This window comes from Pseudomonas brassicacearum, assembly GCF_918698105.1.
GTDB classification, from domain to species: Bacteria; Pseudomonadota; Gammaproteobacteria; order Pseudomonadales; family Pseudomonadaceae; genus Aquipseudomonas; species Aquipseudomonas brassicacearum_F.
Window position 1 is genome coordinate 1 of record NZ_CAKKMI010000022.1, and the last position, 19981, is coordinate 19981.

Genomic DNA, 19981 nt, shown 5'->3' on the forward strand with positions numbered 1-19981 from the left:
CGCGATAGCGGTGTGTCAGCCAACATAGATATTGGCTGGTCTACCGCTATCGCGAGCAAGCTCGCTCCCACAGGGATTTGTGCTGCTGTTACAACGCGATCGGCTTGCGCCCCGCAAACGAATGCGCCAGCGTCCCGCCATCCACCAACTCAAGCTCCCCACCCAGCGGCACGCCGTGGGCGATGCGCGAGGCGACCAGGCCTTTGTTGTTGAGCAGTTGGGCGATGTAATGGGCGGTGGCTTCGCCTTCGACCGTCGGGTTCGTAGCAAGGATGACTTCCGTGAACGTACCCGCTTCTTCGATCCGCGCGACCAACTGTGGAATGCCGATGGCTTCAGGCCCCAAGCCGTCGAGTGGTGACAGATGGCCCTTGAGCACGAAATAACGGCCACGAAAACCGGTCTGCTCCACCGCATACACATCCATTGGCCCCTCCACCACGCAGAGCAGGCTGTCGTCCCGACGCGGGTCGGCACATTGTGGGCAGAGGTCGTCTTCGGTGAGGGTGCGGCATAAACGGCAATGCCCTACGCCTTCCATGGCCTGGCTCAGGGCCTGGGCCAGGCGCGAACCGCCGCTGCGATCACGCTCGAGCAATTGCAACGCCATGCGCTGGGCAGTTTTCTGACCTACACCCGGCAACGTTCGCAGGGCATCGATCAGTTGGCGAATCAAAGGGCTGAAGCTCATGGAGGAAATGTCCGACATAACAACGAGACGCGGTTTATACCCGCGCCTCCGATTAGCGTCAAATACTCAATCCTGGGCGACCCGTACCACCAACTTGCCGAAGTTGCGCCCTTCCAACAGGCCGATAAACGCCTGCGGTGCATTCTCAAGGCCATCAACCACGTCCTCGCGGAACTTGACCTTGCCATCGCGCACCCAAGGGGCCATGGCGCTGATGAATTCCGGCTGGCGGTCGCCGTAGTCGTCAAACACGATAAACCCCTGGATCCGCACGCGCTTGGTCAGCAACGTGCGCTGCAACTGCGGCAAGCGATCCGGGCCGCTCGGCGCTTGATGATCGTTGTAGGAAGCGATCAGGCCACAGAGCGGGATCCGTGCCTTGGCGTTGAGCAGCGGCACGACGGCGTCGAAAACCTTGCCACCGACGTTTTCGTAATAGATGTCGATGCCCTTGTCACAGGCCCGGGCCAGCTCCTCGGTAAAATTCGCGCTCTTGTGATCGACACAGGCGTCAAACCCCAGCTCGTCGACCACGTACTTGCATTTTTCGCTGCCACCCGCGACGCCGACGACGCGCAGGCCCTTGATCTTCGCCACCTGGCCGACCACCGAGCCCACGGCACCCGAGGCCGCCGCGACCACCAGGGTTTCCCCGGCCTTGGGTTGGCCAATGTCCATCAGCCCCATGTAAGCGGTCATGCCCGGCATGCCCAGCACACCCAGGGCCATCGAAGGACTGGGCAGCCCCGAGGGGATGGGCATCACGTTGCGCCCGTCGCTGATGCTGTGGCTCTGCCAACCGGTGGCCCCTACCACCAGATCGCCCTCCTGGAATTTCGGGTGCATCGAGCGCTCCACGCGGCTGACGGCGCCACCGGTCATCACCTCATCGATTTGCACCGGAGCGGCGTAGGAAGGTCCGTCACTCATTCGCCCGCGCATGTAGGGGTCCAAGGACAGGAACAGCGTCTTGAGCAAGATCTGCCCTTGCGCCAGCTCCGGCAGCGTCACCTGCTCCAGACGGAAATTGTCCGCGGTCGGGGCGCCATGGGGGCGGGAGGCAAGGACAATGCGCTGGCTGGAAGTCGAAGCTTGTGACATGGGAGCGTCTCCTTGATCGTTGAGTGGCACGTATAGGGAGCAGACCATTGCCGAGGGGGTGGCGTTCGATGTTTGTTCGGTTGGACCGCAGTGACCGCATCGCGAGCAAGCTCGCTCCCACAGTGGACTGTGGTGAATACAAGATTTGTGCTCACTCATGAACCCTGTGGGAGCGAGCTTGCTCGCGATAGCGACCTGACATCCACCGAAGTATTTGGACCAGAAACAAAAATGCCAGGCGCGATGCCTGGCATTGTATGTAGCCCATCCCGAACGGGATGGCGAATCAGAACGGCAGTTTCATGCCCGGCGGCAGTTGCATGCCGGCCGTCATGCCAGACATCTTGTCCTGGCTGTTGGCTTCGATCTTGCGCACCGCGTCATTGACGGCGGCGGCGAACAGGGCTTCGAGCATTTCCTTGTCGTCTTCGCTCAGGCCTTCGACCACGCTTGGGTCGATGCTGACGCGCTTGATGTCGTGACGACCGGTCATGACCACGGTCACCATGTCGCCGCCGGACTTGCCGGTGACTTCGGCGTTGGCCAGTTCTTCCTGCATCTTGGCCATTTTTTCCTGCATCTGCTGCGCCTGCTTCATCAGGCCGGCCATGCCACCTTTCATCATGGGAATCACCTCGAAAGTACTTGGATAAACAACGCGCCCGGCCCGATCGACCCGGCGCCTTCAGTTATGAGCCCTGGGTAACCGGGGCCTCGACAGGTTCGATAGTATCGTGACGGACCACGGCGCCGAACTGTTGCATCATCTGCTGGATGAATGGATCACCGTGGATCGACTCCTCGGCTTCGCGCTGACGGTCCGCTCGGCGCCGGGACGCGGCCTGGGCCGGGGTCTCCTGCTCGGGCTTGATCAGCTCGATGGTCAGCGTCAGGGTGCGCTGGTGATACTGGTTCAGCGCATCGTTGAGGCGACGTTGCTGGGTCGCGTTGAACAGTGCGCTGTGGGCCGGGTCCAGGTGCAGCAGCCAGTGGTCGCCTTCCACGGCCATCAGCGTGCAGTTGGCGGCGATGCTGCCGGTCATGCCGCTGATCGGCAGTTTCGGGAACAGCTCCAGCCATTGCAGGGCCAGCCCGGTGGCCGGCATCGCCGCAGGTTCCGGCTCGGGCTCCGGGGCCGGCTCAGCGGCGTGCTCGCTGGCCAGGTCGTCCAGGTAGCTGTAGGCCGAATCCATGTCCGGCTCGATGTAATCCTCGTCCAGCGGCGGTTCGTCGTCCTGATCGAGGCCGGGCGTGGCGACATCGACGTCGGCCACGGTCGGCTCGGGCACCGGCGCGGCGACCCACTCCGGCGCATCGGGCACCACGCTGTCGGGCGTCGGCAAAGGCATCGGCGGCAACTCGGGCTGCTCGGCGACGGTCTCCAGGACCGGCTCCACGGCAGGTTGCTGGACAACCTCGGGCTCGATCGGATCGTTCCAGGGCAGATCGACGACCGCTTCAGCGACCGGTTCGGGCAGGGCCTCGACGACCGGTTCAGGTTCTGGCTCAGGGGCCGCGACAACGGGTGTCGGGGTCGGTGATGCCACAGGTGCCGGCGCTGCCGGAGCCGAAGCCACTGCCGGCGCAACGACGGGCGCGGCAGCCACTGGCTTGGCGGAATCAGCTGTGGCCTGGCTGATCCCCACTGGCTTTAGCGTTTGCCTCGGGGCGTCCGCCGTGTCGGCTGGCCGGAACGCCAGCATTCGCAGCAGGACCATTTCGAAGCCACCACGCGGATCCGGTGCCAGGGGCAGGTCGCGTCGGCCGATCAGGCCCATCTGGTAATAGAACTGCACATCTTCGGCCGGCAGGGCCTGGGCCAGGGCCAGTACTCGATCACGGTCGCCATGGCCGTTGTCGACGCCATCCGGCAAGGCCTGGGCGATGGCCACCCGGTGCAACACGTTGAGAATTTCCGAGAGCACGCCATTCCAGTCCGGGCCCTGCTCGGCCAGGTGACGCACCGCCTCGAGCAGCGCCTTGGCATCGCCTTCGATCAGCGCATGCAAGACGTCATAGACCTGGCCGTGATCGAGGGTGCCGAGCATGGCCCGGACATCCGCGGCCATGACCTTGCCTTCACCGAAAGCGATGGCCTGGTCGGTCAGGCTCATGGCGTCGCGCATCGAACCATCGGCGGCGCGGCCCAGCAGCCACAGGGCATCGTCCTCGAAGGGCACCTTCTCGACACCCAGCACGTGGGTAAGGTGCTCGACGACTCGTTCCGGCGTCATGTTCTTGAGGGAGAACTGCAGGCACCGCGACAAAATCGTTGCAGGAAGTTTCTGCGGGTCGGTGGTCGCCAGGATGAACTTGACGTAGGGCGGCGGTTCTTCGAGGGTCTTGAGCAGCGCATTGAAGGAATGGCTGGAGAGCATGTGCACTTCGTCGATCAGGTAGACCTTGAAGCGCCCACGGCTCGGCGCGTACTGCACGTTGTCGAGCAGCTCGCGGGTGTCTTCGACCTTGGTGCGGCTGGCGGCGTCGATCTCGATCAGGTCGACGAAACGGCCCTCGTCGATTTCCCGGCAGACCGAGCACTCGCCGCAGGGCGTGGAGGTGATGCCGGTTTCACAGTTCAGGCACTTGGCGATGATTCGCGCGATGGTGGTCTTGCCCACGCCGCGGGTGCCGGTGAACAGGTAGGCATGGTGCAGCCGCTGGCTGTCCAAGGCATTGATCAGGGCCTTGAGCACATGGGTCTGGCCGACCATTTCGCGGAACGAGCGCGGACGCCATTTACGTGCAAGAACCTGATAACTCATCGAAAACCGTCGCATCGAAGGAACATAAGCGGCTAATGCTAGCGGAGCAGGGGCGAAATTGCATCCGGTGTGCTCGTCTAATCTGACTAAGATTGGATCAGGGACTCGGTTGTCGACGCGGTTTTGCACAGTCAGGAGAGTTTATGCGCGCAGCCATGGGGGCGTTGCTGTTGTTGGGTAGCAGTTGCTTTGCCGAGGAAGCACCCTTGCGTTTCGCCGTTACCGACGGTTGGGCGATGCCCATGGTGCAGATCGAACGGGGTCGCCCGACCCAGGGCATCCTTCCCGATATAATGACCAGCCTGGCGACCCGGATGGGACTGCCGGCGCAATTCCATGTCCTGTCCCGCGCCCGGCTGGAGGGCGCCATGAAACACGGCGAGATCGACATGCGTTGCTACGTCAGCCCCGACTGGGTAAAGGACAGTGGCGATTACCTCTGGAGCGTCCCGTTGTTTTTCCAGCGCGACCTGCTCGTCGCCACGGCAAGCGCCCCTGCGGCGGTCACACTAGCCTCGTTGCCGGAACAGCCGATCGGCACGGTACTCGGCTATAGCTACCCGACCCTGCAACCCTTGTTCGACCGCGGCCAACTGCACCGCGACGATGCCCGCAGCCAGGAACAGGTGCTGGCGAAGCTGCTGGCCGGGCGTTATCGCTACGGGATCAGCAACCAATGGGCGCTGGACTGGTTCAATCAACGTCATACCGCTGATCGGCAACTCCATGAGGTGGCCGTGCTTCAAGAACAGCAGTTGAGTTGTTACGTGCGCAACGATCCGAACATTCCAGCGCAACGCATTCTGAGAACCTTGTTGAACATGAAGACGTCCGGGGAGATCGACGCGATCATCCAGCTCTACACTGGCCGCACTGACGCATCGCAGGCCAGGAGCGAGGCACCCTCGCCCTGATCGCCTGGCCGCTGCCATTGCGACGGCGGGATGAACCCCTGCACCCAGCCGGGTACCTGTTCGGGCGGCATGGGCCGGGCGATGAAATAACCTTGCGCCACCTCGCAGCCCAGGTTCAACAGCAATTGGCCATGCTCAAGGCTGTCCAACCCTTCGGCGACCACCTCACGACCAAACGCCCGGGCCAGGCCGATCACCGCTTCGGTCAGTGCCAGGTCGTCGCGGTCATGGAGAATATCGCGGACAAAGGTCTTGTCGATCTTGATGGTTTGCGTGCGCAGGTGCTTGAGGTCGTTGAGCGAACAGTAGCCCGTGCCGAAACCACCCAGCGAAAATCCCACGCCCAAGGCATGGCAGGCCTGCAGGCAGGCGCTGACGTGGGCAAGGTTTTCCACTGCAACGGATTCGACAATCTGCAGATCCAACAGGCGTGGCGGTACCGCTGGATGCCGTTCCAACACCTGCCGCAGCCGCTCGACAAAATCCGCCCGCTGGAAATGCCGCGCCGAGATATTGATACTCACCGGCCAGCCCTGCCCCGCTTGCTGCCATTGCTGCAACTGGGTCAAGACCTGCTCCATGACCCACTCGCCGATCTCGACGATCAGGTCGGTCTCTTCCACCAGCGGCAGGAACTCCCGAGGCGGCACCAGGCCACGTTGCGGATGCTTCCAGCGCAGCAGCGCCTCCAGGCCGACCACGGTGCCATCACGCATGTTGACCTTGGGCTGGAAGTGCAGCCGCAACTCGTTACCGGCCAGTGCCTGGCGGACCCGCTCGACGGTCTGGTAAGTGGCCCGCACTTCCTTGTCCCGGGACACATCGAACAAGTGGAAACGATTGCGACCGCTTTGCTTGGCCACGTACATCGCCTGGTCGGCGTGACGCAACAGGGTCTCGGCGTCCTCGTTATCCCACGGAAACAATGTGACGCCAATGCTGGCGAAGACCTTGATGTCCTTGCCGTCAATGCCATACGGCATGGAAACGGCGATCAAAACCCGGTTCAACGCGGCATGCAACTCATCCATCCCACACACATGGCGCAGCACCAGCACGAACTCGTCCCCACCCAGCCGCGCCACCACGTCCTCGCCACGCACGATACTGCGCAGGCGCCTGGCGACCTCCACCAGCAGCCGATCACCACTGGCGTGACCATAACCGTCATTGACCGCCTTGAAGCCATCGAGGTCGAGCATGCAGACCGCCAGGGGCAAGTTCTGCGCACGGGAAAACGCCAGGGCCTGGTCCAGCAGATCGGACAGATAGGTGCGGTTGGGCAATCCGGTCAGCACATCGTGACCGACCCGCCATTGCAGGGAATGCAGCAGACGACGCTTTTCGCTGACGTCGAAGCGAATCGCCAGGTAGCGCTCGATTTGCCCTGTCTCGTCATCGATCACCGGCACCAGGGTGGTGTCGACCCAGTGCAGCGTACCGTCCTTGGCCCGGTTGCAGATCTCCCCTTTCCAGACCTGGCCCTGGGCAATCGTGCGCCACATGACGCCGAAGAACTCGCCAGGGTGCTCTCCGGAATTGAGCAGGCGATGGTTCGCGCCCAGCAACTCATCGCGCCGGTAACCAAAAAGGCTGCAAAATTGATCGTTGACGTAGGTGATGCGCCCGCTCAGATCGGTTTCGGAAAAGATTGCGGCGGCGTCAACGGCTCTGCGGTACTTCTTATCCATCGAAGCAGTCATCCATGAGTCAGGCTCATTTGTCGCGCGCGGTTGCACCGCCTTCAAGACAGGCGAAAATCAACTAGGCTCAAACACATTGAGGAAAGCTGGAGCGCGGGCCCTGGCGATGCCAAGGGAGAGCTTCAGCCCTTGCCGTGTATCCCGGCAAGAAACGCAAGGCCCCGTCCCTGCACACACCCTGGCTTCTGAAGCAGGTCACCAAATACCCGTGCCAAAGGCCGATTCTACGAAACACATCACAGTTTGCAAAGCAAGGTGATGGATCCCGCGGTTGCCTAATGCGAAAATCTATCGTTAAGTTCTTGATTCTAAATGGGAATTAAGCGATGCAAATTTCAAGTTTGGGTCCAGCCATCAGACGCTACCGCAAAGTAGCGGGGCTTACTCAGGCTGAACTTGGCGAAAAAACCGGTTTTGACCCCAAAACCATCAGCCGCTTCGAAACCGGCACTTACACCCCCAGCGTCGAAGCCTTGTTCCTGCTTGCCAATGTGCTGGATGTGCAACTCAAAGCCTTTTTTGCCGACATGGGCGATGAGGACGAACAGCGGGCGTATCTGTTCGGTGTGATACACAAAGCCACCCCGAAGGACCTGGGAAAGCTGATCGCAGCGGTCGACCAGGCCTTGTCCAAGCCTTGATGCAACGAAAGAAGCCTGGCCTGTCGGTGCGAGACGGGCCGGGCATGTCTTTGCTCGCCTGCTCAATTCGAGGGTGAGGCAAGACATAATGTCACGTTGACATCGCCTGTCATGAACCCGGACTATCGACGCGCTGATTCCTGCGTCCCTATGACGCCTACCGACTCGTCGACACAATAAAATCCCCGGGGACACTGTGCATAAACTTTCGATCATTCTTGTCTCGATACTCGCCAGCGGCTGCACCGCCAAATACGCGCAACAAGAGGTATTGCCCAATCAGGGAAAACTTGATCGGCAGATGCCCGTCACCATTGCCATTCCGATCGACGGCCGCTACGAAACCACGCCCTACCCTGCCTCCGGTGATATGACAGCCGCCGCCGTCAAGACGGCCTTCTCTTATTACACCAATCGTGTGACGGTAATGGGCGGATGCCGTGAATTGAATTGCCTGAGACAGGACAACCCTTCGGGCTACTACGTCATCCCGGAAATCCTGCATTGGGAAGAACGCGCCACGGAATGGTCGGGCCTCCCCGACAAGATAGAAGTGAAGCTCGCCATTTATGGCCCGACGGGCGCACAGCCGCTGGGGTCTGCGATCTTGTCCGGTAAAAGTAAATGGGCGACTTTTGGCGGGGACCATCCACAGGATCTTTTGCAAGAGCCCATTGCTGAGTACGTGAAGGCTCAGTACTGACCGAAGGTCCGGTCCTGTCAATGCACAGGGCCGGCCTCCTTGTTGACGCTGACACTCGATTGCCCCGTCCGGCCAAAACCTGGACAGCAGAACGCACCGATCGGTATCGATCAGCGAAACAACAAGAAATTTGAGTTTGGCAAACCTTACGAACGAAGGCTCGGGCGTTATGGAGGCAACCCCACCAGCCACACCCCGGCACACAATGTTCCCGCTGTGGCTGCTTCCTTCCGGATCTGACCTAGGTTCACGGGCAATCGTTGGGGGGCGACGGAACCGATGGGGTCATACACAAAGCCATTTCGGCACGTCCCGCCCTACCTTTAGGCTGAACCTTTTGCGCTTCGACAAACTTGCGGCGTGCATGCACCCAGCACCCTAAACGCTCAACCTCATCCTGCGCACCCAATGCGCTGTAACCCACTTAATCGTCGGTCATCACATAGCCGCAATAGCCTTCGAGCAGGCGCGTCGGCATCTGCTGCGTACGACTGATGAAGCAGCCGAAAAGGACCACCGGCTTGTCGGACAGACTGCCGGTCTGCCCGATACCCGAGAGCGGCTGTTCGCCCCAACCAGATCCTTTCCCCCTGCACACAGGTTTCATCGCAGTGAACGGCGCGGCTTCCCAACAGCTGGTCGCGTAGCAGATTCAATAGTGGCTGAAAAAGCGTATGGCGTATGGCTATAGAGACAGCGAATTCCTTTTCAAATAAAGAACGACACTCCCGGCAAGCTATGAAATACCTAACCACCACTCATCCGAACTGTCAGAACTGACAGTAGACAAAAAAACATGCAAACAAAAAAATCACATAGCAAGAAACCGCTAATTGCTTGCAGCACCGCACCAACTCAAGCCAAATTTTCAGGATATCCAAGATGAAAACCAAATCAGTAACAATATCAAATAAGATTCCAATGACAATCATAGCCTCAAAGGCGCTTTTATTATCGAAGAGCCTGTATACCCGGACCAGCCTTACAGATCCAGAATGGAGACTAGTTGAAACATGGCAAGTTGAGCCAATCCGCTTCCCGACAACAACGGACATACGTCCCAACCATTACGGATTAGTAGTCGCTTATATCCCAAGCTCAATCACTTTAAAAATGAGCGACCCCGAAACAGAGGCCATATTCAAAATAGAAAAAACTGGTAACGAAGTTACTTACACGTCAATGAATTCACAGGGATCGGTCGCTGCTTCCTATGACTGGGGCATCACCACATCCGCAGTCCTTACCATCGATGGGCAAAGCCATTCATCTCACGGCAAGAAAAAAAAGTTTCATGAAGAAAATGGCATCCAGCACCTTATAGCAATTGGCGAAGAACAAGCCCGCCCTCTCGGCAATGGAAAAGAATCCGTTGTACTTCCAGACACGACATATTTTTCTTTTACAACAAATACCAGCTTGTACTTCTCAGCAGGAGAAAACCAACCCAGCTCCATCCATCAAATGATAAGTGAAAAACTAGTAAAAGTAGAGAGTCGTATCCTCCAAGGCTATGCTTCTTCGGGAGGAAGATATGCCCTGACCGGAAACAAGGACAAGCTTTACCCTGACGGCATATCAATCTTGAATATAGATGATGGATTTTCGGAGAGTGTTGCTACAATCGAATTCAACCATAACACCATAGATAGAACCGTTAAAATATCGGTTCTATCGAGCACAGTTAGAGTTTGCGAACTAATAGATTCAATGATTATCTTTGCACTATAACTTCGCAAATGAAACGCTTCGCCAAAGCACGGAGCGTTTCGCAAGCAATAAGCTGCGCTATTGAAAAAGGATCATTCCGCTTCAGACTGACCGAAAGGCATCTCATAAACCTTACGAACGAAGGCTTGGAGCGTTATGGAGGCAACCCCACCAGCCACACCCCGGCACACAATGTTCCCGCTGTGGCTGCTTCCTTCCGGATCTGACCAGGTTCACGGGTAATCGTTGCGGGGGGACCGATGGGGTCACCATAACGACGCCCGCCTGATGGCGAGCCGCGCCATTGTACCTATCTGGCAAGAAGTTACAACCGTTCGTGCCGGATTAAAAAACTGAAGATGTTCAAGCACTTGCTGTGGGAGCAAAGCTTGCTCGCGATGATGTCGGCACATCAGGCATGGATGCAGGCTGCTCTCACAGAACTACAACAACACCTCATCCGCCCGACCACCCTCCTCCTGGATCACCAGATGGATGAAGTGCAGCTTGGTGATCACTGCCGCCGGTACGACGAACGGGTAGAAATCCGGCTGGCCCATGCTGCGGGACAGTTCGTTGAGCATGCCAGCCAGTTCGATCCAGGCGTTGACGAACGAAAGAAAAGCCGCACCGCCTGCATGTTCGGCGTCGTACAAGGTCTCGGGCGGGAACGGCTGGTAGTCGAAATCCATTTCCCGGGCGCTCATGCCAAAACCCAGGGCGGTGTCCACCGCGTCCATCATGTGCAGGTAGTGGGCCCAGGTTTCCGCCCAGTCCTCCCACGGGTGCATGGTGGCATAGGCGCTGACGTAATGGGTTTGCCAGTCCAGCGGCGCGCCTTGCTGGTAGTGCCGCTCCAGGGCTTCGGCGTAGCTGGCGCGCTCATCGCCGAACAGCTCGCGAAAAGCCTCGAGCCAATGGCTGTTGGCGACCAGCCGGTCCCAGTAGTAATGCCCTACCTCATGCCGGAAATGCCCGAGCAAGGTGCGATATGGCTCGCGCATCTGCTGGCGCACGTATTCGCGATGGGCATCGTCAGCTTCCTTGATGTCGAGGGTGATCAATCCACTGGCGTGACCGGTGGTGGGTGGTGTGCCGTCGGGATCGACACCGATGAAATCAAACGCCAAGCCGACGTTTTCGTCGACGGTTTTCGGGAAGACCGGCAAGCCGAAAGTAATCAGCTGAGCGACCAGGCGACGCTTGGCGGTCTCGACCTTGCGCCAGCGTTCGGGGTTTTCCGGGATCGACAGGTCGGGAATGGTGCGGTTCAAGCTACAGGCGATGCACAGGGTATCGCGCCCATTGTCCGGCAGCAGCCAATTGCAGGCCGCCGGGGTATCGAGGTTGGCGCAACGGCGGAACAGCCCGGCTTGGGGATCGACATCCAGGGTCCAGGTCCCGGCTTGCTCGCCGGGTTGCAAGGACGTCAGGCGACTTTGCTCAGGTTGATAACCCAGCGCCGCCAGGCAGGCCAGGCATTGGCTATTGCGAAAAAACAACGACTGGCCGCAGCGGCACGGCCAGACCTTGCTGTTACGTGACCGATCGCCCAGGAACGGCGCGGCGATGCGTGAGCTCAGTTGTTCGAAGAAGCGGTACATGGCGATCTCTCCCTGGAGCCTGCAAGACTAGATCACCCCACTTCCATGATCGTTCCCACGCGTTGCGTCATAGTGCCCGATAAACCGTGGCGAGGGAGCAAGCTCCCTCGCCACAAGAGCCAACCCGGCTAAACCGTGATGCCATGCTGACTCAGAAAGACGACAAACGCCTCTTCATCCAGCACCTTGAGCCCCAGCTCGTTGGCCTTGGTCAATTTCGAACCGGCGCCCGGCCCCGCCACCACGCAGTGGGTTTTCGCCGACACGGAACCGGCAACCTTGGCCCCCAGGCTCTCCAGCTTGTCCTTGGCGACGTCGCGACTCATCAACTCCAGCGAACCGGTCAGCACCCAGGTGTGACCCGCCTCGGGCAAGCCTTCGACGACCTTCTTCTCGCTCTGCCAATGCATGCCGAAGTCCTGCAACTGTTGCTCCGCGGCTTCGGCCTGCTGACGGTTGGCAGCAACGGCAAAAAACTCGCGCACGGCGTTGGCCTGCTTTTCCGGCAACGCCTGGCGCATGTCCAGCCAGTCAGCGTTCATCACCGCCTCGAGTGAACCGAACTTGTCTGCCAGTTTCTGCGCCCCGCCCGGACCGACCGAAGGGATGTTCAGCTTGTCGAGAAAACCACCCAGGGTCGTGCTCGCGGAAAACTCGGCGCCCAACTCGCCCTGGTCCTGGATCTCGAGGCCGTGGCGCAACAGGTCCTTGATCACCTGGCGGTTGTGCGGGTCTTCGAAGAAGCTGTGGATCTCATGGGCCACTTCCAGGCCGACGTCCGGCAAGTACGTGAGCACCTGGGGCAAAGCCGCCTGCACGCGCTCCAGCGAACCAAGGGAGCGAGCCAGGACCTTGGCGGTTTCCTCGCCCACGTCCGGGATGCCGAGGGCGTAGATGAAACGCGCCAGGCTCGGCTTCTTGCTGTCGACGATGGCCGCCAGCAGGTTCTTGCTCGACAGTTCGGCGAAGCCTTCCAGGTCGACCACCTGCTCGAAGGTCAGGGCATACAGGTCGGCGGGCGAACCCACCAACCCCTCATCCACCAGTTGCTCGACGCTCTTCTCGCCCAGGCCTTCGATGTCCATGGCCCGGCGCGACACGAAATGAATGATCGCCTGCTTGAGCTGCGCACCACAGGCCAGGCGACCGACGCAGCGGTACACCGCACCTTCGCTGATGGTTTCACGGCCCTTGCTGCGCTTGATCAGCTGCGTGCGCTCGACATGGGAACCACACACCGGGCACTGCCGGGGGATCTCCACGGGGCGGGCGTCGTCCGGGCGGCGCTCGGTGATCACTTGCACCACTTGCGGGATCACGTCGCCGGCACGGCGGATGATCACGGTGTCGCCGATCATCAGGCCCAGGCGCGCCACTTCGTCCATGTTGTGCAAGGTGGCGTTGGCCACGGTCACACCAGCGACCTTGACCGGTTTGAGGCGTGCCACGGGCGTGACAGCGCCGGTGCGGCCGACCTGGAACTCGACGTCCAGCAACTCGGTGAGTTCTTCAGAGGCCGGGAATTTATGAGCGATGGCCCAGCGTGGTTCCCGGGCGCGGAAACCCAGTTCGCGCTGGGAGGCGATGCTGTTGACCTTGAACACCACTCCGTCGATCTCATACGGCAACGCGTTGCGCCGATCGCCGATGTCGCGGTAGTAATCCAGGCACTCGTCAATACCGTGGGCCAGCTTCAATTCACGACTGATAGGCAAGCCCCAGGCCTTGAGCTGCCTGAGGTTGCCGATGTGGGTATCGGCAATGTCCGCGGTCACTTGGCCGATGCCGTAGCAGCAGAATTCCAGCGGGCGGTTGGCGGTGATCTTCGAATCCAGCTGGCGCAGGCTCCCCGCCGCCGCATTGCGCGGGTTGGCAAATGTCTTGCCGCCCGCCTCCAACTGCGTGGCGTTGAGACGCTCGAAGCCGGCCTTGGACATGTACACCTCGCCGCGCACTTCCAGCAGTGGCGGCCAGCCGCTGCCCTGCAACTTGAGGGGGATATTGCGCACGGTACGCACGTTGACGCTGATGTCCTCGCCCGTGGTGCCATCACCGCGCGTGGCTCCGCGCACCAGCATGCCGTCCTGATACAACAGGCTGACCGCCAGGCCATCGAGCTTCGGCTCACAGCTGTATTCCACCGCCGCGCCGCCGCCCAGCAAATCGCCCACGGGCAGGTCGAGACCTTCCGTCACCCGCCGGTCGAATTCACGCATAGTGGTTTCGTCGAAGGCGTTGCCCAGGCTGAGCATCGGGATCTCATGACGCACCTGGCTGAACGCCGACAGCGCCACGCTGCCGACCCGCTGGGTCGGGGAATCGCTGGTCACCAGCTCCGGGTGCTGCTCTTCCAGGGCCTTGAGCTCATGGAACAAGCGGTCGTACTCGGCGTCCGGGATGCTCGGTTCGTCGAGGACGTGATAGCGGTAGTTGTGCTGGTCCAGCTCGGTGCGCAGCTGTTGGATGCGGGTTTCAACGGCGTTCATGGGTGTTCTCTCATAAAGCAAAAGAGCAGCCTAGGCTGCTCATTCTCAATACTTCGATCGCATGCAGGCACTATAGGAGCTGTAGGAGCTGACGAGTGCAACGAGGCTGCGATCTTTTGATCTTTCGCTCACGACCCAATCGTCAGTGGAAAGATCGCAGCCTCGTTGCACTCGTCAGCTCCTACAGGCCAGCGATCTTTGGCCTCAGCGCTTCTGGGTCAGTGCCCGGCGCTCGAATTCGACGATGCGCTGGCGGTAGTGTTCGATAGTCTGGGCAGTCAGCACGCTGCGCTGGTCATCCTTGAGTTCGCCATTGAGCTCCTGGGACAGCTTGCGAGCCGCGGCCACCATCACGTCGAAGGCCTGCTTGGGATGCCGCGGGCCCGGCAGGCCGAGAAAGAAACTCACCGCCGGCGTGCTGAAATGATCGATGTCGTCCAGGTCGAACACGCCAGGCTTGACGGCGTTGGCCATGGAGAACAGCACCTCGCCGTTGCCGGCCATGCTCTCGTGCCGGTGGAAAATGTCCATCTCGCCGAAACGCAGGCCGCTTTCCAGGATGTTCTGCAGCAACGCCGGGCCCTTGAAGCCGGCCGGGTCGCGGCAGATCACGCTGATCACCAGCACTTCTTCAGCCTGGGCCTGGTCCTTGTCGGCGCTCGAGGTTTTGTTCTCGTCCGGGAAGTCGCTGTCGCGACTGCTGAAGCTCGGACCACCATCCAGGTCGAGGTTCAGGTTCAAATCACCCTGGGACGGCTCGCTGTTGCGCTTGCCGCGCTTGGAACCCGATTCCCGTGGTTCACGGGCAGGCGCGCTCATCGACGGCAAGTCGTGTTCGTCCAGCTGCGGCTCCTTGTGGGTATCCAGCACCCGGGGCGGGCCTAGCAGTTCGGCGCTGTCATCCTCATCGGGCAGGTTCGACAGGCTGCGGTCCAGGCGAAACTTCAGTTTCCCCTTACCGCCGCGCATGCGGCGCCAGCCGTCGAAAAGAATACCGGCAATGACAATGATGCCGATGACGATCAGCCACTCGCGCAGACCGATTTCCATGTAATCCCGTGCCTCTATAAAAATGCTGAAAAATAAGGGGCTTAGCTATTTGCAAACCGCTTTAAAACGTGGCGCCAACCCTATGTTCTGAATGGCGTTTTGCCCACGCATACGAAAAATTGACATTAAACTAGCACGACCAAAGATAACTTTACACCGTCTGTCGCACAGGCTTGTGCCCAATCTGTGAATTGAACATCAACCCCCAGGGTAAAAACACCTACAGCGCTCTAAGTAAATGCCCTACAACTCGTTGATCAGGCATCCACCAGGGCCATGGCCTCCTCCACATCTACCGCCACTAGTCGCGAACAGCCCGGCTCATGCATGGTTACCCCCATCAACTGATCGGCCATTTCCATGGCGATCTTGTTGTGGGTGATGTAGATGAACTGCACTGTTTCAGACATCTCCTTCACCAGCCGTGCGTAACGTCCTACGTTGGCGTCGTCCAGTGGCGCGTCGACTTCGTCGAGCATGCAGAACGGCGCCGGGTTCAATTTGAAGATGGCAAAGACCAGGGCCAATGCGGTCAGTGCCTTTTCGCCACCGGAGAGCAAATGGATGGTGCTGTTCTTCTTGCCAGGAGGACGCGCCATGATTGTCACCCCTGTATCGAGTAAATCTTCGCCCGTCAGTTCCAAGTAGGCGCTGCCGCCACCGAAAACTTTTGGGAAAAGTGCCTGCAAACCGCCGTTGATCTGATCAAAGGTATCCTTGAAGCGGTTGCGGGTTTCCTTGTCGATCTTGCGAATGACGTTTTCCAGGGTCTCCAGCGCTTCCACCAGATCGTCATTCTGGGCGTCCAGGTAGCGCTTGCGCTCGGACTGCTGCTGGTACTCGTCGATGGCCGCCAGGTTGATTGCCCCCAGGCGCTGGATGCGCTGGGCGATGCGCTCCAGTTCCTCTTCGGCGTCCTTCTCGTTCGCCCCGGCCACCAGGGTGGCGAGCACGCCGTCGAGGTCGTAGCCGTCTTCCAGCAATTGATCCTGCAGGGCTTTGCGTCGCACGGTCAGGGCTTGCCACTCCATGCGCTGCTGTTCCATCTGGCCGCGGATCAGTTGCGATTGCTGCTCGGCCTGGCTGCGGCGCTTTTCGGCGTCGCGCAGTTCGCGGTCGGCATCCTCCAGGGCGATCTGCGCCGTCTTGAGCTCTTCGTCGACGCTCATGCGCTTGTCGAGCAACTCTTCGAGCTTGAGGCGCAGCTCTTCCAGCGGCGCTTCACCCTCCTCCAGATTGAGGCTCAACTGCTCGCGTTTTTCGGTCAGGCGTTCGGACTGCATTTCCAGCCGTTCCAATGCCTGGCGCGTGGAATCGTGCTGGGCCTTGAGCGAGCCCAGGCGCACCGCCAACTGATGGGCATGGTCCTTGTGCTGGCGTGCTTCCTGGCGCACCCGATCCAGGCGCTCGCGCAGGCTGTCACGCTGGGCCAGCAACAGTTCACGCTGCTCGGTGTCCAGCGCCATGGCATCGAGGGCCTCTTGCAGTTGCAAGCGCGCCTCGCCGATCTGTTCGTGCTCCAGCGCCCGCTGCTCACCCAGTTCGGCGATTTCTTCTTCGAGGCGGGTGCGGCGCAGCGCCAGCTGTTCGACCTTGGCCTTGCCGGCCGACAACTGCGCCTTGAGCTCGCCTTGCTGGCGCGCTTCATCCTGCAACAGCCGCCGCAGGTGTTCGCGACCATTCTCCTGCTGACGCTGTTGCGCCCGCAGGTTCTGCAATTCGGTTTCCAGGGCTTCGACGCTGGCCTCGCGCTCTTCGCGCTCGGCGCCCAGGCGCTGGATTTCCTGGCCACGGGCGAGCATGCCGCTCTCGGCTTCGCTGGCCCGACGCACCCGCAGGAAATGCCGGCCGACCCAATACCCGTCACGGCTGATCAGGCTTTCGCCGGCCGCCAATTGCCCACGCAGGGCCAAGGCCTGTTCAAGGCTGTCTACCGGCTTGACCTGCCCTAGCCAGGGCGACAAGTCGACCTGGGCCTCGACCTTGTCCAGCAAGCTGCCGGGGATTCGTACGCCATCTCCAGCCGGGCTGAGCAGGCGCAAATCGCCCTGGGTGAAACCCAACAAGTCGAAGCCACCGAAGTCATCCACCAGCACCGCTTGCAGGTCGGCCCCCAGCACGGTTTCCACCGCCAGCTCCCAACCGGCATCGACCTTCAGGCCCTCGGCCAGTCGCGGACGCTCGGCCAGATGCTGGTCGCGCAGCCATTCGGCGGCGCCGGTGCCTGGGTCCAGCGCGGCTTGCTGCAAGGCTTCCAGCGAGGCCAGGCGCCCATTGAGCCGCTGCAATTCGCCCTGGCCCTGCTGCTGGTTCTGCAAGGCCAATTGCAAGGCCTGGCGCAGTTGCTCGAGCCGTTCGACCTGGGCATCTTCGCTGGCCTGCAAGTCTTCGAGGGTGGCTTCGCTGGTCGCCAGTTGCTCGCTCAGGTCCAGAATCGCCGCGTCTTCCGGGTCCGCCGCGAGCAAGGCGCGCTCTTCGGACAGGCGACGCTGACGCTCGGCCAGGCGCTCCATGCTGGTTTCCAACTGCTGGATGCGCGACTGCTGGACTTCAGCCTGGCGCCGCGGCTCGGCCGAGGTCAGGTTGAAACTGTCCCACTGCTCTTGCCAGCCGTGCATGGTCAGCTCGGCTTCTTCCAGGGCCGCGGCGGCCTCTTCGGCGGCGGCGCTGGTGATTTCCTGCTCTGGCGTGAGCCGGTCCAGTTCTTCGCCAAGGGTCAGCAGCAGAGTGCGGTCGTGGCCCAGGTGCGATTCGGTTTCCAGGCGTGCCCGCTCGGCTTCCTTCAAGTCATCCTGCAACTGCCGCAGCCGTTGCTGACCATGCTGGATGCTCTGCTCGACCCGGGCGATGTCGCCCCCCACGGAATAGAAGCGCCCCTGCACCAGATTGAAGCGCTCGGACAGGTCGTGGTGCCCGTCGCGCAGGCGCTCGATGGCGGCGTCGGCGTTGCGTTGCTCGGCCACCAGGGCTTCGAAGCTGACTTCCTGGTTGCCGATGATCGCCTCACGCTGGCCGACCTGCTCGTTCAACGCTTGCCAGCGCAGGGCCGACAGCTGGGCCTTGAGCTGGCGCTCCTCGCCCTTGTATTCCTGGTACTTCTTCGCGGCCTCGGCCTGACGGTGCAAACGCTCGAGTTGGCGTTCGAGCTCTTCACGCAGGTCGGTCAGGCGCGCCAGGTTCTCGTGGGTGCGACGAATGCGGTTTTCGGTCTCGCGCCGCCGCTCCTTGTATTTGGAAATACCGGCGGCTTCTTCGATGAAGTTGCGCAGGTCTTCGGGCTTGGCCTCGATCAGCTTGGAGATCATGCCCTGCTCGATAATCGAGTAGCTGCGCGGGCCCAGGCCGGTGCCAAGGAAAATATCGGTGATGTCGCGGCGCCGGCACTTGGCGCCGTTGAGGAAATAGCTGTTCTGGCTGTCGCGGGTCACTTTGCGACGAATGGAGATTTCCGCATACGCTGCGTACTCGCCGACCAGGGTACCGTCGGAGTTATCGAACACCAGCTCGATGCTGGCCTGGCTCACCGGCTTGCGGCTGGTGGAGCCGTTGAAGATGACGTCGGTCATCGACTCGCCGCGCAGGTTCTTGGCCGAGCTCTCGCCCATCACCCAGCGCACGGCGTCGATGATGTTCGACTTGCCACAACCATTGGGCCCGACCACCGCCGCCATGTTACTGGGGAAGTTCACCGTGGTCGGGTCGACGAAGGATTTGAACCCCGCCAGCTTGATGCACTTGAGCCGCACGTTCAGGCCTTCGTCAGGGCAGAGACCACCAGGTCGCAACTGCGCTGGGCGTAGGCCGTGAGCACGATGCGGATCTGCGGTAAATCACGGGCCAGCACGGCGGCGAGCAGGCGCTGGAACAGGTCGAGGAACTCGCTCATTTCCGCCTTGCGCTGGTCCAGGGCCAGGAAATAGGCACGGCTCATGGCCGGTTGCAGGTTCTCGACGGTTTCCTGCAAATACGGGTTATTGGCAAAGGGATAGGCGGCGCGCATCACGCTGAAGCTTTCATCGACGAAGGTGCGGATGTCCTGGCGCGCGTAGGCGTCGTTGAGACGCTGTTGGATCGCCACGAACGGCGCCATGTCGGCCTGTTCTTTCCAGCCATGGGCCACGGCGTTGCCCAGCAGGATGTACAGCTCGCTCATCAGCGTGCAGAGGCTGCGCACCTTGTGTTCGGTGAGTTCGGTGACGTGGGCACCGCGGCGCGGCAGGATCGCGATCAAGTGGCGTCGCTCCAGGATCAGCAAGGCCTCGCGGACCGAGCCGCGGCTGACGTTGAGCGCCAGCGTGACCTTCTGCTCCTGGATGCGCTCTCCCGGTTTCATTTCGCCGCGAATGATGCGTTCGGCGAGGTGATGGGCGATTTGCTCGGCGAGGCTGTCCGGGGCCTTGAACGTCATGGTTGTCCTTCAAACTCTTCGATTTGCACAAGCGGCGCAGTGTAGCGCACTCGATACGTCATGGCGCAGGGCCTGTACCGGGTTTTTGGCACGATTCAAGCAAAAAAATAATGGCTTTCCTGCTGAAACAGAACCTGTGGAAGAACCTGTGGGAGCCGAGCTTGCTCGCGATAGCGCTCTGTCATCTTGCATCCATACTGAATGT

At 60.6% G+C, this 19981-nt stretch carries 14 protein-coding genes, 2 other RNA genes and 1 pseudogene; 4 read left to right on the forward strand and 13 right to left on the reverse strand.

Annotation, left to right across the window (positions count from 1 at the left end):
- Positions 1 to 88: 88 nt before the first annotated feature.
- The 4 genes from recR to dnaX all read right to left on the reverse strand — a co-directional run bounded on the left by recR (position 89) and on the right by dnaX (position 4557).
- Positions 89 to 691: a recombination mediator RecR gene (recR, locus tag LQ215_RS11010; RefSeq protein ID WP_230149657.1), complete on the reverse strand. Its 603-nt coding sequence runs from the start codon at positions 689 to 691 to the stop codon at positions 89 to 91.
- Positions 692 to 757: 66 nt separating this feature from the next.
- On the reverse strand, positions 758 to 1792 hold the full coding sequence (locus LQ215_RS11015) for an NADP-dependent oxidoreductase (RefSeq protein ID WP_230149659.1): 1035 nt from the start codon (positions 1790 to 1792) through the stop codon (positions 758 to 760).
- A gap of 286 nt (positions 1793 to 2078) precedes the next feature.
- Complete coding sequence (locus LQ215_RS11020) at positions 2079 to 2417, reverse strand: YbaB/EbfC family nucleoid-associated protein (protein WP_003183512.1); 339 nt, start codon at positions 2415 to 2417, stop codon at positions 2079 to 2081.
- Between the two features lie 64 nt (positions 2418 to 2481).
- Positions 2482 to 4557, reverse strand: a complete 2076-nt coding sequence (dnaX, locus tag LQ215_RS11025) for a DNA polymerase III subunit gamma/tau (RefSeq protein ID WP_230149666.1) — start codon at positions 4555 to 4557, stop codon at positions 2482 to 2484.
- A 143-nt stretch (positions 4558 to 4700) separates the two neighbouring features.
- Between dnaX and LQ215_RS11030 the strand changes: the two genes are divergently transcribed.
- Positions 4701 to 5471 (forward strand): substrate-binding periplasmic protein, encoded by a 771-nt coding sequence (locus LQ215_RS11030; protein WP_230149668.1) that lies wholly within the window; start codon positions 4701 to 4703, stop codon positions 5469 to 5471.
- Here LQ215_RS11030 and LQ215_RS11035 read toward each other — a convergent pair.
- The gene (locus LQ215_RS11035; RefSeq protein WP_230149669.1) at positions 5417 to 7162 is read right to left on the reverse strand and encodes a putative bifunctional diguanylate cyclase/phosphodiesterase; all 1746 of its coding nucleotides are present in this window, start codon (positions 7160 to 7162) and stop codon (positions 5417 to 5419) included. The two genes, LQ215_RS11030 and LQ215_RS11035, sit on opposite strands and share 55 nt — an antisense overlap.
- Positions 7163 to 7500: 338 nt before the next feature.
- Here LQ215_RS11035 and LQ215_RS11040 point away from each other — a divergent pair, with 338 nt between their 5' ends.
- Together LQ215_RS11040 and LQ215_RS11045 are read left to right on the forward strand one after the other, a co-directional pair.
- Complete coding sequence (locus LQ215_RS11040; protein ID WP_230149671.1) at positions 7501 to 7815, forward strand: helix-turn-helix domain-containing protein; 315 nt, start codon at positions 7501 to 7503, stop codon at positions 7813 to 7815.
- 196 nt (positions 7816 to 8011) lie between these two features.
- A complete protein-coding gene (locus tag LQ215_RS11045) occupies positions 8012 to 8518 on the forward strand; it encodes a DUF4823 domain-containing protein (RefSeq protein ID WP_230149673.1) in 507 nt (168 codons plus the stop codon).
- A gap of 179 nt (positions 8519 to 8697) precedes the next feature.
- Here LQ215_RS11045 and ffs (LQ215_RS11050) read toward each other — a convergent pair.
- Together ffs (LQ215_RS11050) and LQ215_RS11055 are read right to left on the reverse strand one after the other, a co-directional pair.
- An RNA gene (gene ffs, locus LQ215_RS11050) (signal recognition particle sRNA small type) lies at positions 8698 to 8795 on the reverse strand.
- A 9-nt stretch (positions 8796 to 8804) separates the two neighbouring features.
- Positions 8805 to 9183 (reverse strand): annotated as a pseudogene (locus LQ215_RS11055) (IS66 family transposase); the annotation flags it as partial.
- A gap of 217 nt (positions 9184 to 9400) precedes the next feature.
- On the opposite strand from LQ215_RS11055, the gene LQ215_RS11060 reads away from it, so the two are divergent.
- Positions 9401 to 10249 carry a hypothetical protein gene (locus LQ215_RS11060; RefSeq protein WP_230149675.1) on the forward strand — a complete coding sequence of 283 codons (849 nt, stop codon included), beginning with the start codon at positions 9401 to 9403 and terminating at the stop codon, positions 10247 to 10249.
- 145 nt (positions 10250 to 10394) lie between these two features.
- Here LQ215_RS11060 and ffs (LQ215_RS11065) read toward each other — a convergent pair.
- The 6 genes from ffs (LQ215_RS11065) to LQ215_RS11090 form a co-directional block, all read right to left on the reverse strand.
- Positions 10395 to 10491, reverse strand: an RNA gene (gene ffs, locus LQ215_RS11065) — signal recognition particle sRNA small type.
- A gap of 180 nt (positions 10492 to 10671) precedes the next feature.
- Entirely contained in the window at positions 10672 to 11832 is a 1161-nt protein-coding gene (locus LQ215_RS11070; protein ID WP_230149677.1) for a zinc-binding metallopeptidase family protein, read from the reverse strand.
- Positions 11833 to 11960: 128 nt separating this feature from the next.
- The gene (ligA, locus tag LQ215_RS11075) at positions 11961 to 14318 is read right to left on the reverse strand and encodes an NAD-dependent DNA ligase LigA (RefSeq protein ID WP_230149679.1); all 2358 of its coding nucleotides are present in this window, start codon (positions 14316 to 14318) and stop codon (positions 11961 to 11963) included.
- 204 nt (positions 14319 to 14522) lie between these two features.
- On the reverse strand, positions 14523 to 15368 hold the full coding sequence (gene zipA, locus LQ215_RS11080; protein WP_058545536.1) for a cell division protein ZipA: 846 nt from the start codon (positions 15366 to 15368) through the stop codon (positions 14523 to 14525).
- Positions 15369 to 15625: 257 nt separating this feature from the next.
- Entirely contained in the window at positions 15626 to 19114 is a 3489-nt protein-coding gene (smc, locus tag LQ215_RS11085; RefSeq protein ID WP_230149681.1) for a chromosome segregation protein SMC, read from the reverse strand.
- 2 nt (positions 19115 to 19116) lie between these two features.
- Complete coding sequence (locus tag LQ215_RS11090) at positions 19117 to 19776, reverse strand: GntR family transcriptional regulator (protein ID WP_053186814.1); 660 nt, start codon at positions 19774 to 19776, stop codon at positions 19117 to 19119.
- Between the last annotated feature and the right edge of the window lie 205 nt (positions 19777 to 19981).